Source organism: Streptomyces sp. NPDC043996 (assembly GCF_056435225.1).
On record NZ_JBWKEY010000009.1, the window covers coordinates 213,279 to 225,949 of the forward strand.

The following is a 12,671-nucleotide window of genomic DNA, read 5'->3' on the forward strand; positions in this document are numbered from 1 at the left end:
GTGATTCTCCATGGCCCTCAAGGACCTTCAGGCCTGCTGAAGTGTTCAGCATGCAGCATGCTGACCGGAAGTCACACCACGGGGTCCCGCCCGCGTCGCGGACGGGACCCCGTGGTGTGGCCAGGGCTTCGGCGCCGGTCAGCCCGCCGCGACGGGCAGCACCGATCCCTTGTACTCGTCCTCGATGAACTTCTTCACCTCGGGCGACGTCAGGAGCTTGGCGAGCTTCTTGACGTTGGGGTCGTCCTCGTGGCCCTTCTTCACGGCGAGGACGTTGTTGTACGGGTTGTCCTTCACCGACTCCAGGAGGACGGCGTCCTTCTTGGGGCTCAGGCCCGCGTCGAGCGCGAAGTTGTTGTTGATGACGGCCGCGTCGACGTCTTGCAGGGAGCGCGGCAGCTGCGCGGGCTCCAGGGGCTTGATGGTGAGCTTCTTGGGGTTGGCCGCGATGTCCTCGGGGGTGGCGTTCGCGCCCGCGCCCTTCTTGAGCTCGATCACGCCCTTGGAGGCGAGCAGCTGGAGCGCCCGGCCCTCGTTGGTGGTGTCGTTCGGGACGGCGACGGTGGCTCCGGAACGCAGCTGGCTGACGTCCTTGAGGTGCTTGCCGCTGTCCGCGTACACGCCCATCGGCGGCAGGTAGACCTCGGTGACCGGCACCAGGTCCGTCTTCTTGGACTTGTTGAAGTCCTCGAGGTACGGGGTGTGCTGGTAGAGGTTGGCGTCGAGGGAGCCCTCCTGGAGGGCGGTGTTCGGCGCGACGTAGTCGGTGAACTCGCGGATCTGGAGGTCGAGTCCCTCCTTGTCCGCCAGGTTCTTCTGGATGTACTCCAGGACCTCACCGGCCGGGGTCGGGGTGGCCCCGACGACGAGCTTGTCGCCGTCGGAGCCGGAGCCCGAGCCGCAGGCGGTCAGGCCGAGCGCCAGGGCCAGGGCCCCGGCCGCCACGGCTGTGCCCGGCGTCCGCATGTCAGAAGGCCGCGACGATGGAGCCGTCGTACTTCTCGTCGATGAACTTCTTGACCTCGGGCGAGGTGAGGAGCTTGGCGAGCTTCTTCACGCGCGGGTCGTTCTCGTTGCCCTTCTTCACGGCGAGGAAGTTGCCGTACGGGTTGCCCGCGGCCTTCTCGGCGACGAGGGCGTCCTTGGCGGGGCTGAGGTCGGCCTCCAGGGCGTAGTTGCCGTTGATGACCGCGGCGTCGACGTCCTTGATGGTGCGCGGCAGGGTCGCGGCCTCCAGCTCCTTGAACTTCAGGCCCTTGGGGTTGGACGCGATGTCCTTGGGGGTGGCCTCGAAGCCGACGCCTTCCTTGAGCTTGATGACGCCGTTGTCCGCGAGGAGCTTCAGGGCGCGCGCCTCGTTGGTGGTGTCGTTGGGGACGGCGACCGTCGCGCCCTTCTCCAGGTCGGCGAGCTTCTTGATCTTCTTCGAGTAGACGCCCAGCGGCTCCAGGTGCACCGTGCCGTTCGGGACGGGGACGATGTCCGTCTTGTTCTTCTTGTTGAAGTCGTCCAGGTACGGCTTGTGCTGGAAGTAGTTGGCGAAGACCTCGCCCTGCTGCGTCGCCGTGTTCGGCGTGACGTAGTCGGTGAACTCCTTGACCTCGAGCTCCAGGCCCGCCTTCTTCGCCAGCTTCTTCTGGACGAAGTCGAGGATCTGGCCCTGCGGGGTGGGGGTCGCGGCGACGACGAGCGGTCCGTCCTTGTCGCCCGCGGAGTTCTTGTCCGAGCCGCAGGCGGTGAGCCCGAGGGTGAGGGCTCCGGCGGTCAGGACAGCAGCGGTGATCTTGGTGGTGTTACGCACGAAAAGTGCCTTTCTCCATGGGTGGTGCACACCCGCGGCCCTGCCGCGGGGTGGCGCTGGGTGAACTCGGAAGTTCGGTGTCCGGGGGTGCTCCCCCGGGTCCCGCTCCCGGCCGGGGCCGGGCTCAGGAAACCTTCGCGGGCTCCTGCTCCGCGGCGACGAGCTCGGCCGTCTTCAGCGGTTCGGCGGTCGCGGTGCCCGGGGTCATGCCGCGCAGCAGCCGCAGCTTGGGCGCGGCGCCGGAGTGACTGCCGCGCCGGTGCAGCCTGCGGGCCGCGTAGTCGCCGACGAACTGGATGACCGAGATGACCACGGCGAGGATGCCGACGGTGATCCACATCAGTTCGGTCTCGAAGCGCTGGTAGCCGTAGCGGACCGCGAGGTCGCCGAGGCCGCCCGCGCCGACGGTGCCGGTGATCGCCGAGTAGCCGATGAGGGCGACGACGGTCGTGGTGGCGCTGGAGATCAGCGACGGCAGCGACTCGGGCACCAGGACCTTGCGGACGATCGTCCAGGTGTTGCCGCCCATCGACTGCACGGCCTCGACCAGGCCGTGGTCGACCTCGCGCACGGCCGTCTCGACCAGGCGCGCGAAGAACGGGATGGCGCTGATCGCGAGCGGCACGATCGCGGCGTCACGGCCGATGGTGGTGCCGACGATGGAGCGCGTGAAGCCCATCAGGGCGACCATGAGGATGATGAAGGGCATCGACCGGCCGATGTTGACGATCTGGCCGAGCACCTTGTTCACGAGCGTGTTCTGCAGCAGCCCGCCGCGGTCGGTGAGGACCAGGAGCAGGCCGAGCGGCAGTCCGGCGGCGACGGCGATGAGCGCCGACCAGCCGACCATGTAGAGGGTGTCCCAACAGGCCTGCTCCAGCAGGGGCCGCATCTCGTCCCAGGTCACTTGGCACCTTCCTTCACCAGCGCGGAGTCCTGCGGCGCGGGCGCCTCGTGCCCGGCGATGTCGACCTGGAGGCCCTGCTCGCGCAGGAAGCCGATGGGGACGACGTTCTCCTCGAAGCCACCGGGCAGTTCGATGCGCATGCGGCCGACCTGCTTGCCGCCGACGGTGTCCATCGCGGCGCCGAGGATCGAGATGTCGATGTTGTACGTGCGCGACAGCTGGGAGATGACCGGCTGGGTCGCGGCCTCGCCGTGGAAGGTGACGTCCACGACGGTGCGCCGGTCGCCGGAGACCTCGCCGCTGAGCGGGAACAGCGCGGCGGCGAGCTGCGAGCCGGGGGTGGCCAGGAGTTCGCTGACGGTGCCGGACTCCACGATCTGGCCGCGCTCCATCAGGGCGGCGGAGTCGCAGACGGTCTTGACGACGTCCATCTCGTGCGTGATGAGCAGGACGGTCAGGCCGAGCTGCTTGTTGAGGTCGCGCAGGAGCTGGAGGATGGAGCGGGTGGTCTCCGGGTCCAGGGCGCTGGTGGCCTCGTCGGAGAGCAGCACCTTCGGCTCGCCCGCCAGGGCGCGGGCGATGCCGACGCGCTGCTTCTGGCCGCCGGACAGCTGCGCCGGGTAGGCCTTGGCCTTGTCGGCGAGGCCGACCAGGTCGAGGAGTTCGAGCGCCTTGCGGGAGCGCTCCTTGCCGGACAGGCCGAGGATTTCGAGCGGCAGCTCGACGTTGGCCTGCACGGTGCGCGAGGACAGCAGGTTGAAGTGCTGGAAGACCATGCCGATGCGGCTGCGGGCGGCGCGCAGTTCCTTGCCCGCGCGCGGGCCGCGGCCCGCGAGTGCGGTGAGGTCCTGGCCCGCCACGGTGACGGTGCCGGAGGTGGGTCGCTCCAGGAGGTTGACGCAGCGGATGAGCGAGGACTTGCCGGCGCCGGACTGGCCGATGACGCCGTACACCTCGCCTTCGCGCACATGGAGGTCGACTCCGTCGAGGGCGGTTACTTCACGACCGCGTGAGCGGTAGACCTTGGTCAGGCCGGAAGTGGTGATCACTGGGTTTCCGTCACTGTCGAGTGCGCGGCGCGTGGTGTCGCCGGGGCACGGGGCATTCGTTCGGAACGCGGCACGGCTCTCGCGATGTCGGAAGAACCGGAGGACGTGTGCGCGGGGCGGGCTCGCTACTCCCGGGTCGGCGGCGACGCGGGGGCGCGGGGCACGGCGGCTTCGCTTCGGGGCGCGAGGCTCAGTGGAACAGGGGCCCTCAGAAGGCGCACATTCGACACATACAACGAGCACCGGGCGTCGTCATCGCCTCGGTCGCAAGGGTGCGGCTGCTCGTCGTGGTCATGCGGACAGTAAAACACGCGGGCGGCGCCGCACCGCCACCACTGTCCGAATAGCGGACAGCCGAAGCCCATCAGGCGGACGGTCGGCGGCGCCTCCCTGGCCCCTTCAGACGCGGGTGGCGATCTCCACCCCACCGGCCGTGGCCTGCGCGGACACCTCCGAGAGGTCCCGCACGAGCACATCGGCGGACAGCTCGGCTGCGGGGTGCGTTGTGGTCAACGCCACGGTGGTCATGCCCGCGGCCCGGCCCGCCGCCAGGCCCGCGGGGGCGTCCTCGAAGACCACGCAGCGCGCGGGGTCGACGCCGAGCGTCCGCGCGGCGAGCAGGAAGGGCTCCGGGTCGGGCTTGCCGCGGGTGATGTCGTCGGCGGCGATCAGCGTCTTGGGGCGGATGCCCGCCTCCGCGAGCCGGGCCTCGGCCAGGCGCCGGGTGGCGGAGGTGACCACCGCCCAGCGCTCGGGCGGCAGCGAGGCGAGCAGTTCACGGGTGCCGGGCAGCGCCACCACCCCGCCTACGACGTCCGAGACCTCAAGCTCCTCGATGCGGGCCACGGCCTGAGCGACGACCTCGGCGGGCAGCAGGTCGGCGACGATCTCGGCGGCGGGGCGGCCGTGCAGCTCGACGCGCGCGAAGTCCTCGGCGGTGATCCCGTACTCGCCCGCCCAGCGCGTCCAGCACCGCGTGACCGACTCCATCGAGGAGATGAGGGTGCCGTCGTTGTCGAACAGGAGCGCGTCAGCCTGGATCTTCATGCTGATCGACGATACGTGCGCCGCCCCCGGCCGCGCCCGGGGCCCCGGGGCCGAGCGCATCGGGACCTTTGGCCCGTAATAGGGTCTCCGCATGCTTGTTGCCCTGACCGTCGCGACCTCCGTGGCCGCGCTCGCGCTCGCGGCCTGGTGCGGCTTCGCCGCCTACCGGGACCAGCCGACGAAGGACTGGCACTTCATCGGCATGGGCGTGGTCACCCTCCTCGCCCTGGTCCAGCTGGTCGTCGGCATCGTGCAGCTGGCCCGCGGGGAGCACCCCGAACAGGGCACGACGATCTTCGTGGCGTATCTGATCGGGTCCTTCGCCTGCGTTCCCGCGGCGGGCTTCATGTCGCTCGCCGAGCGCACCCGCTGGGGCTCGGCGACCGTCGCGGCGGGCGCCGTGGTCCTCGCCGTGCTCGAAGTGCGCCTGTACGACATCTGGGGAGGCTGAGGTGACCGTGACCGACGAACCCGGCACCGCGCCCGAGCGCCAGCGGCCGAAGCGCCAGAAGCTCATCACCGGCCCCGGCATCCTGCTGGTCTGGCTGTACGGCGTGATGGTGGTCGGCGCCGTGTCCCGCTCGGCGGTGCAGATCTCCACCGACTTCGACAAGGCCCCGCTCGCCTACACCCTGTCGGCGCTCGCCGGGGTGGTCTACGGCTTCATCACGTACTCGCTCGTGCGCGGCGGCGAGAGGGCCCGCAGGGCGGCGCTGGTGTGCTGCGCCGCCGAGCTGGTCGGCGTGCTCGGAGTCGGGGCCTGGACCCTCGCGGAGCCGTCCGCGTTCCCGGACGCCACGGTGTGGTCGGACTTCGGCATGGGCTATCTGTTCATCCCGGTGCTGCTGCCGCTGACCGCCCTGTACTGGCTGCGCAGGTCCCGCGCGGCCACGGCTGCCTAAGCGCTCCGCTGGTTCTGCGGCGCCCTTGCCGTCAGCCGACTGCGGGTTCGTCGTGGCTGGTCGCGCAGTTCCCCGCGCCCCTTCGGGGCGCGGCCGAACCGCAACGGACTTCACCAAGTCCGCTTAGGCGCTCGTCGCCAGCGCCTGCGCCCCGGCGCCCGCGCCGGGGCCGCCGGGCCCCGCCGCGCCCCCGGCCTCGGCGTCCTTGGCGAACGTCACCAGCGTCAGCCGGTCGTCCACGCGCCGGGTGCTCACCGGCTGGTAGCCGTGCTTGCGGTACAGCTGGAGGTTGGTCTCGCTGCGGTGCCCGGTGAACAGCTCGAAGCGCCGGACCGCCGCGCCCTCGCGCAGGCGCCGCTCGATGGCCTCGATGAGCCGCCCGCCGAGGCCGTGGCGCTGCATCCGCGGGTGGACGATGAGCTTGCCGACGCGGGCGGTGCCCGAGGCGTCCACGCTGCCGCGCACGGAGGCCACGACCTCCTCGCCGAGGCGCGCGACCAGGACGCTGCCCGCCGCGAGCTCCTCCTTGAGGGAGGCGAGGGTCTGCGTCAGCGGCTCCATCGAGTAGTCGCCGTAGAGCTCGGCCTCGCTCTGGTAGCAGAGGTACTGCAGTTTGAGGATCTGTTCGGCGGCGTCCTGGTCGTCGGCCGCCGCCGCCGAGATGGTCACGCTCATGCCCATGTGCGCATGCCTCCCGCTCACCTGCTCCACCGGTTGTCCCTCACTCCTTTCCCCATGGGTCGGGAGTCGCAACCTCTTGCGCGAGCATTCTGCGCAGGCATCCCAGGCATCGGGAACGTTCCGGCCCCAAAGATCCTTGTGACATTCCCAACTCTCCTGCGATTTCACGGTAGGTGAGGTCCTTGGGCGACAGAAGCGCAGCCAGGAGGCGGGGGCAGCGGCCGGGGAGCCTGCGCACGGCCGCGTGCAGGATGCGGCGCCGGTCGGCCCGCAGGGCGCGCTGCTCGGGTCCGCCGTGGGGGTCGTCGGCCGGTTCGGTGACGTAGGGCCGCTCGCGGCGGGCGGTGTGGCGGCTGCGGTGGGCCTCGTCGCGGACCGCGACGCGCAGCCAGGCGGCGGGGTCGGCGAGCGGACCCTTGGCGTCGATGTGTTCGAGCAGGCGCAGCCAGACGGCCTGTTCCAGGTCGCCGGGCTCGGCGCCGCTGCCGTGCGCCTCGGCCAGGGCCTCGGCGGCGAGCAGCGGGCGCAGGGTGGTGACGAGGTCGGTCGGGAGCGTGGGCGTCATACCGGCGACGACGCGGCCGTTTCGGTGCCGGGTTTCCGAAACGGCCGCGGCTCACCCCAACCGGGAGTCGCCCGTCAGCCGTTGACAGCGCCGCCAGCGCGGAAGTCGGCGGCCGCGAGGAGCGCCGTGTCCGGGTTGTCGGAGAAGATCCCGTCGATGCCGGTCTCGAAGTACTTCTTGAACGCGCCGAAGACGTCGCCGTAGGCGTTCGCGTCCGTGCCCTTCTTGAAGTCGGCGGGCAGGAAGGTGTTCTCGTTGCGCATCGTGTACGGGTGCAGGATCAGGTCCGCGGCGTGGGCGTCGCGCACCAGCGTGGTCGGCTCCAGGAGCTTGCCGTCGGGGCCCTTGGGGATGATCAGGTCGAGGGTGGGGCCGATGCCCTTGGCGAAGGCGGCCATCCAGCGCAGGCCCGCGGGCTTGACGAGGTCGGCGACGGTGCGCGGGTCGCCCGCCTCGACGAAGTCCCAGGGCCGCGAGTTCGCGGACGAGAGCAGGACCACGCCGGGCGCGTCGACGAGCTTGCGCAGGCGCTGGATGCTGCTCGGCTCGAAGGACTGCAGGAAGTTCGGGGAGTGCCTGCGGTGGCGGTTGTAGCGGCGCAGGAGCTTGGCGAGCGGCTCCTCAAGGCCGAGGCCCAGCTTGCGGAAGTAGGTGGGGTGCTTGGTCTCGATGTGCAGCCAGACGCGGCGGCCGCGCTCGCGCCCCTGCTTGTCGGCCCAGCGGAAGACCTCTTCGAGGGTCGGGATCTGCCAGCGGCCGTCGTAGGGGGTGTTGCGCTGGCGGGTGCCGGGGATGCGCTCCTTGGCGCGCAGGGTCTTCAGCTCGGCGAGCGTGAAGTCCTCGGTGAACCAGCCGGTGAGCTGGACGCCGTCCACGGACTTGGTCGTCTTGCGGCTCGCGAACTCGGGGTGCGCGGCGACGTCCGTGGTCCCGGTGATGTCGTTCTCGTGACGGCATACGAGATGGCCGTCCTTGGTGGGCACGACGTCCTGCTCGATGACGTCCGCGCCCATGTCCAGGGCGAGTTGGTACGAGCCGAGCGTGTGCTCGGGCCGGTAGCCGCTGGCGCCGCGGTGCGCGATGACCGTCGGCACCGGCAGATCCCGGCCGTGGCCGTGGCCCTTGCCGCGCCGCTCGTCGGCTCTGGCCACGCCGGGCACGCCCACGACGGCCGTGCCCGCTCCGAGGACCGCCGCCCCGAGGACGGTGCGCCGTCCGGGGCTCACCGCCGCCTGCCGCCGACCCGTCGCGCCGTGTTCCTCGTTCGCCATGGAGGGCTCCCTCTTTATCTGCTGGTACTGCCGTATGCCGCCTTGCACCTGACAAAGCGGCACGATCGTAGGTGGCGCGGGGTGACGTACGGGAGTCCTGTGGCCGAACGTCCGGGTGACGCGCGATGGCCGACGGCCGTGCGGGGCGTGCGGGCGCGTGCGCCCGGCGCGGCCCCACGGGCGGGCTCCAAGACGTTTCGGGCCCCCGGGAGAGTTCCGGCCGTGCGGGCGCGGGCGCGTGAGAAGCGCCACTCGGACAAGCCGCGCAGTTCGTACGGGGTTACGGTCGTGCAGGTGAGGGGCGCACGCGGGCAAGGGGCGGGCAAGAGCGGGTCAACTCTGCGTATCGGTCGCGTGAACCCGATGTGCGTTCAGCGGCGAGCCGCGAGTATCGTCCTCACCTGCACGGATTTGCCGTCGACCCGTTGACACCGGAGGAACCGTTGTCCCGTCTAGCGCTCCTGAAGGCAGTGCTCGGACCGATCTTGCGCCTGACGTTCCGCACGCGAGTGGAAGGTGCCGAGAACATCCCCGGGACCGGTCCCGTCATCCTGGCCGGAAACCATCTGACGTTCATCGACTCGATGATCCTGCCCGTGGTCTGCGACCGCCCGGTCTTCTTCATCGGCAAGGACGAGTACGTCACGGGCAAGGGCCTCAAGGGCCGCGCGATGGCCTGGTTCTTCACCGGCGTCGGCATGATCCCGGTGGACCGCGACGGCGGCCGGGGCGGCGTGGCCGCGCTGATGACCGGCAAGCGGGTCCTGGACGACGGCCAGATCTTCGGCATCTACCCCGAGGGCACCCGCTCCCCCGACGGCCGTCTCTACCGCGGCCGCACGGGCATCGCGCGCCTGACGCTGATGACGGGCGCGCCGGTGGTGCCGTTCGCGATGATCGGCACGGACAAGCTGCAGCCGGGCGGCAAGGGCCTGCCGCGCCCGGGCCGGGTGACGGTCCGCTTCGGCGAGGCGATGGAGTTCTCACGCTACGACGGCATGGACCGCGACCGCTATGTGCTGCGCGCGGTGACGGACTCGGTGATGACGGAGGTCATGCGCCTGTCCGGGCAGGAGTACGTGGACATGTACGCCACGAAGGCGAAGGCGGCCTGAGCCGGGCCGCCCACGGCGACGGCGAAGGGCCGCACCCCGCGCGGGGTGCGGCCCTTCGCCGTCGCCGTGGGCGGTGGCGTCAGGGGTGCTCGACGCCGTCCTCCAGCTTCTGCCCCTTGAGCAGGAACCAGGCCGCGACCGCCGTGGCGAGAAGGACCGCGGCGCCGACGCCCGCGGCCAGGCGCAGACCGTCCACGAAGGCGTCCTGTGCCGCCGACAGGAGCGGGCCCGCCGTGTGCTCCGGCAGCCCGGCGCTCGCCTCGACGGCGCCGCCGAGGGATTCGTGCGCCGCCTTGGCCGTGTCGGCGGGGGTGCCGGCCGGGGCCGTGAAGTCGCGGTAGACGCCGGTGACGATGGAGCCGAGCAGGGCGATGCCGAGGGCCGCGCCGAGTTCGTACGCCGTCTCCGAGACCGCGGAGGCCGCGCCCGCCTGCTCCTTGGGCACGCTGGAGAGGATCACGTCGGCGGTCACCGTGAAGGCGAAGCCCGCGCCGATGCCGACCACCAGGAGCGCGGCGCCGAGCAGCGGATAGCCCGTCTGCTGGCTCAGGGTGGTGAGCGCGGCGAGGGCGAGGCCCACCGCCGCGAGTCCGCCCGCGACCACCGCGCGCACCGAGAAGCGGCGCGCCACCACGCCCGCGATCAGACCCGCCGTCACCGCGCCGAGCGCCGCGGGCAGTTCCGCGAGGCCCGCTTCGAACGGCTGCCTGCCCTGGACCAGTTGCAGGAACTGGGACAGGAAGAAGACGAGTCCGGACAGGCCGAGGATGGTGAGCAGGTCCGCGAGGACGGCGGCGGAGAAGCCGCGGTTGCGGAACAGGCGCATGTCGAGCAGCGGCGCGGGCAGGGTCAGCTGGCGGCGTACGAACCAGGTGAGCGCGGCGGCACCGAGCGCGCCCGCGGCCACGGCGTCCCAGCGAAGGCCGTGCGTCGCCGACTCCTTGATCGCGTACACCACGCCGATCATGCCGATGAGCGACAGGACGACGCTGATCAGGTCCCAGGGTCCCGGGGCCGGGTTCTTCGACTCGGGCAGCAGCTTGACGCCGACGATGACGAGCACGGCCATCACGGGCAGGTTGATCAGGAAGACCGAGCCCCACCAGAAGTGTTCGAGCAGGAAGCCGCCGACAACGGGGCCGATGGCCGCGCCCGCCGACGCCATCGCGCCCCACACGCCGACGGCGATGCTGCGCTCGCGCGGGTCGTGGAAGATGTTCCGGATCAGCGCGAGGGTCGAGGGCATCAGGGTGGCGCCCGCGACGCCGAGCAGGGCCCGGGCCAGGATCATCAGTTCCGGCGTGGTGGCGTAGGCGTTGAGCACGGAGACGGCGCCGAAGGCGACGGCTCCGACGAGGAGCAGCTTCTTGCGGCCGATGCGGTCGCCGAGGCTGCCCATGGAGACGAGCAGACCGGCGATGACGAACGAGTACACGTCGCCGATCCACAGCAGCTGGGTGCCGGACGGCTTGAGGTCCTCGCTGATGTACGGCGTCGCGAGGCCGAGGACGGTCGCGTCCACGGCGACGAGGAGCACGGCGAGGACCAGCACGGCCAGGGCGAGCCACCGGCCGGGCGGCCGGGCCACCTCGGTCGTCGGGGTGCGCTGTGCGGTCCTGGTCATGCTTCCACTCTCCGTTGCGCGCCGCCGATCAGCAGCTCGGCGATCATGTAGCTGAAGTCCTTGGTCGCGACGCGGCCGTCGAGGACGGCCCAGGCGCAGGAGCTCACGAGGCCGTAGAAGGCCTCGGTGAGCCAGACCGGGGTCAGGTCGATGCGGAACTCGCCGCCCTCCTGGCCGCGCCGGAACAGCTCGGCCACGCGGGCGTCGATGCGGGCCCAGCCCTCGTGCTGGGACTCGCCCTCGAACAGGGCGTTCTCCGTGACGAGGAAGGCGACGAGCCCGGCGGCGGGCTGCACCTCCTTGACCAGGCGGCGCAGGGCGTCCGTGGCGGGGCCCTCCTGGAGGCGGGCGGCGTCCAGACACGCCTCGCACTCCCTCAGGCCGAGGTCCTCCAGCGCGCGGACGAGCGCCTCGCGGCCGGGGAAGTGGCGGTGCAGGGTGGCGCGGCTGATGCCCGCGGCCTTCGCGACCTCGTCCATGGTCGCGGATCCCTTGCGGGTGAGCAGGGCGGCGGCGTTGTGCAGCACCTGGTCTCGATCGACTGACATGAGACGACACTAGCCCACGTGAGACATTTTTGTCTCATCAGAGGCGTGCACGTCTTACGGCAGGGGCGTCGGCGTCTTACGGCAGGAGTAGCGGCGCCATACGGCAGGAGTGTCTGCGCCGGGGCCTCAGTGCCAGGGCAGCGCGGCCCGCGTGCTCCAGTACGCGGCGGGCTCCTCGGCGAGGGCCCCGAAGCGCTCCAGGTCCGCCTCGTCCAGGTCGGCGGCCGTGGCGCGCAGGTTCGACGCCAGCTGTACGGAGGTGGCGGCGCCGGAGAGCACGACGCCCGCCCAGGGCTCGCGCAGGACCAGGGCGAGGGCGAGGGCGTCGCAGCCGACGCCGGTCCGCTCGGCGGCGGCGCGCAGGGCGGCGGGCGCGCGCTCCCCGGCCAGGCGGCCGTTGGCCATGCCCTCCTTGACCAGGACGGTCAGGCCCGCCTCATGGGCCTCCGCGAGCGCGGGCCCGGCCGAGGTCTCCAGGGCGTTGTAGGTGGCCTGGACGGTGCGGAAGAGCCGCTCGCCGCCGACGGTCACGTCCAGGGCGGCGCGGATCGCGGCGGCCTGCTCGGGGCCGCTCACGGAAAGGCCGACGGTGACGCCGGAGGCGGCGAGGTCGGCGAGCCGGGCGTGCAGCTCCTTGTCGGTCAGCGCCGGACTGCCGGGCGTGACCGAGTGGATCTGGTAGAGGTCGAGCCGCTCGCCGAGCAGCGCGGCGGTCTCGGCGCGCTGGCGGTCGTACGCGGCGACGCTGTGGTCCTTGACCTCGTGCGCGGTGGCGTCGGTGCGCCAGTCGGCCGTGTAGGTGTAGCCCCACTTGCTGCCGACGACGACGTCGGCGATGTCCGCCCTGCTCGCGAGCCAGTCGGCGAGGAACTCCTCGGAGCGGCCGTAGGAGCGGGCCGCGTCGACGTAGCGCACGCCGAGCGCGTAGGCGGCGTCGAGGAGTTCGAAGGCGCGCTCGTGCAGGGCCTCGACGCTGCGGGACGGCGGCAGGTCGGCCTCGCGGCCCAGGGTGATGTAGCCGGGCCTGCCGACGGCGGCCAGGCCGAGCCCGATGCGGGCGGTGGGGGTGGTGGCTTCGGCCAGGCGGGCGAAGGACATGCGGGGCTCCACGCTTCGGGGGGTGACACGGCGGAGGGGAGCACGCGGGTCGCGCGCTCCCCT

Annotated in this window: 14 protein-coding genes; 3 read left to right on the top strand and 11 right to left on the bottom strand. The window is 71.5% G+C overall.

Going from position 1 to position 12,671, the window contains the following annotated elements:
• Positions 1 to 138: 138 nt before the first annotated feature.
• From AC07A4_RS24190 to AC07A4_RS24210, 5 genes are all read right to left on the bottom strand, one after another.
• Positions 139 to 966, bottom strand: a complete 828-nt coding sequence (locus AC07A4_RS24190; RefSeq protein WP_478602088.1) for a MetQ/NlpA family ABC transporter substrate-binding protein — start codon at positions 964 to 966, stop codon at positions 139 to 141.
• Between the two features lies 1 nt (position 967).
• Positions 968 to 1,801: a MetQ/NlpA family ABC transporter substrate-binding protein gene (locus AC07A4_RS24195; RefSeq protein ID WP_478602090.1), complete on the bottom strand. Its 834-nt coding sequence runs from the start codon at positions 1,799 to 1,801 to the stop codon at positions 968 to 970.
• 124 nt (positions 1,802 to 1,925) lie between these two features.
• The gene (locus AC07A4_RS24200; RefSeq protein ID WP_478602092.1) at positions 1,926 to 2,708 is read right to left on the bottom strand and encodes a methionine ABC transporter permease; all 783 of its coding nucleotides are present in this window, start codon (positions 2,706 to 2,708) and stop codon (positions 1,926 to 1,928) included.
• A complete protein-coding gene (locus AC07A4_RS24205) occupies positions 2,705 to 3,757 on the bottom strand; it encodes a methionine ABC transporter ATP-binding protein (RefSeq protein WP_478602094.1) in 1,053 nt (350 codons plus the stop codon). Before AC07A4_RS24205 ends, AC07A4_RS24200 begins: the two co-directional genes overlap by 4 nt.
• A gap of 399 nt (positions 3,758 to 4,156) precedes the next feature.
• Positions 4,157 to 4,804, bottom strand: coding sequence for an HAD-IA family hydrolase (locus tag AC07A4_RS24210; protein ID WP_478602096.1), 648 nt, complete (start codon positions 4,802 to 4,804; stop codon positions 4,157 to 4,159).
• 91 nt (positions 4,805 to 4,895) lie between these two features.
• Between AC07A4_RS24210 and AC07A4_RS24215 the strand changes: the two genes are divergently transcribed.
• On the top strand, positions 4,896 to 5,255 hold the full coding sequence (locus tag AC07A4_RS24215) for a hypothetical protein (protein WP_478602098.1): 360 nt from the start codon (positions 4,896 to 4,898) through the stop codon (positions 5,253 to 5,255).
• Between the two features lies 1 nt (position 5,256).
• Positions 5,257 to 5,706, top strand: a complete 450-nt coding sequence (locus tag AC07A4_RS24220) for a hypothetical protein (RefSeq protein ID WP_478602100.1) — start codon at positions 5,257 to 5,259, stop codon at positions 5,704 to 5,706.
• 123 nt (positions 5,707 to 5,829) lie between these two features.
• On the opposite strand, the gene AC07A4_RS24225 is transcribed toward AC07A4_RS24220, so the two are convergent.
• The 3 genes from AC07A4_RS24225 to AC07A4_RS24235 all read right to left on the bottom strand — a co-directional run bounded on the left by AC07A4_RS24225 (position 5,830) and on the right by AC07A4_RS24235 (position 8,223).
• Positions 5,830 to 6,387: a GNAT family N-acetyltransferase gene (locus AC07A4_RS24225; RefSeq protein ID WP_478602102.1), complete on the bottom strand. Its 558-nt coding sequence runs from the start codon at positions 6,385 to 6,387 to the stop codon at positions 5,830 to 5,832.
• Positions 6,388 to 6,427: 40 nt separating this feature from the next.
• On the bottom strand, positions 6,428 to 6,952 hold the full coding sequence (locus AC07A4_RS24230; RefSeq protein WP_478602104.1) for an RNA polymerase sigma factor: 525 nt from the start codon (positions 6,950 to 6,952) through the stop codon (positions 6,428 to 6,430).
• 74 nt (positions 6,953 to 7,026) lie between these two features.
• Positions 7,027 to 8,223 (bottom strand): glycerophosphodiester phosphodiesterase, encoded by a 1,197-nt coding sequence (locus AC07A4_RS24235; RefSeq protein ID WP_478602106.1) that lies wholly within the window; start codon positions 8,221 to 8,223, stop codon positions 7,027 to 7,029.
• A 509-nt stretch (positions 8,224 to 8,732) separates the two neighbouring features.
• On the opposite strand from AC07A4_RS24235, the gene AC07A4_RS24240 reads away from it, so the two are divergent.
• On the top strand, positions 8,733 to 9,338 hold the full coding sequence (locus AC07A4_RS24240) for a lysophospholipid acyltransferase family protein (RefSeq protein WP_478602108.1): 606 nt from the start codon (positions 8,733 to 8,735) through the stop codon (positions 9,336 to 9,338).
• A 79-nt stretch (positions 9,339 to 9,417) separates the two neighbouring features.
• Here AC07A4_RS24240 and AC07A4_RS24245 read toward each other — a convergent pair whose 3' ends face one another.
• The 3 genes from AC07A4_RS24245 to AC07A4_RS24255 all read right to left on the bottom strand — a co-directional run bounded on the left by AC07A4_RS24245 (position 9,418) and on the right by AC07A4_RS24255 (position 12,608).
• The gene (locus tag AC07A4_RS24245; RefSeq protein ID WP_478602110.1) at positions 9,418 to 10,962 is read right to left on the bottom strand and encodes an MFS transporter; all 1,545 of its coding nucleotides are present in this window, start codon (positions 10,960 to 10,962) and stop codon (positions 9,418 to 9,420) included.
• A complete protein-coding gene (locus AC07A4_RS24250; protein WP_478602111.1) occupies positions 10,959 to 11,510 on the bottom strand; it encodes a TetR/AcrR family transcriptional regulator in 552 nt (183 codons plus the stop codon). Before AC07A4_RS24250 ends, AC07A4_RS24245 begins: the two co-directional genes overlap by 4 nt.
• A gap of 126 nt (positions 11,511 to 11,636) precedes the next feature.
• Positions 11,637 to 12,608 (bottom strand): aldo/keto reductase, encoded by a 972-nt coding sequence (locus tag AC07A4_RS24255; protein WP_478602113.1) that lies wholly within the window; start codon positions 12,606 to 12,608, stop codon positions 11,637 to 11,639.
• Positions 12,609 to 12,671: the final 63 nt, after the last annotated feature.

Coding starts and splice junctions, on each gene's coding strand:
- AC07A4_RS24225 (WP_478602102.1), bottom strand. CDS start 6,387: ATGGGCATGAGCGTGACCATCTCGGCGGCGGCGGCCGACGACCAGGAC.
- AC07A4_RS24255 (WP_478602113.1), bottom strand. CDS start 12,608: ATGTCCTTCGCCCGCCTGGCCGAAGCCACCACCCCCACCGCCCGCATC.
- AC07A4_RS24250 (WP_478602111.1), bottom strand. CDS start 11,510: ATGTCAGTCGATCGAGACCAGGTGCTGCACAACGCCGCCGCCCTGCTC.
- AC07A4_RS24215 (WP_478602098.1), top strand. CDS start 4,896: ATGCTTGTTGCCCTGACCGTCGCGACCTCCGTGGCCGCGCTCGCGCTC.
- AC07A4_RS24235 (WP_478602106.1), bottom strand. CDS start 8,223: ATGGCGAACGAGGAACACGGCGCGACGGGTCGGCGGCAGGCGGCGGTG.
- AC07A4_RS24230 (WP_478602104.1), bottom strand. CDS start 6,952: ATGACGCCCACGCTCCCGACCGACCTCGTCACCACCCTGCGCCCGCTG.
- AC07A4_RS24245 (WP_478602110.1), bottom strand. CDS start 10,962: ATGACCAGGACCGCACAGCGCACCCCGACGACCGAGGTGGCCCGGCCG.
- AC07A4_RS24190 (WP_478602088.1), bottom strand. CDS start 966: ATGCGGACGCCGGGCACAGCCGTGGCGGCCGGGGCCCTGGCCCTGGCG.
- AC07A4_RS24210 (WP_478602096.1), bottom strand. CDS start 4,804: ATGAAGATCCAGGCTGACGCGCTCCTGTTCGACAACGACGGCACCCTC.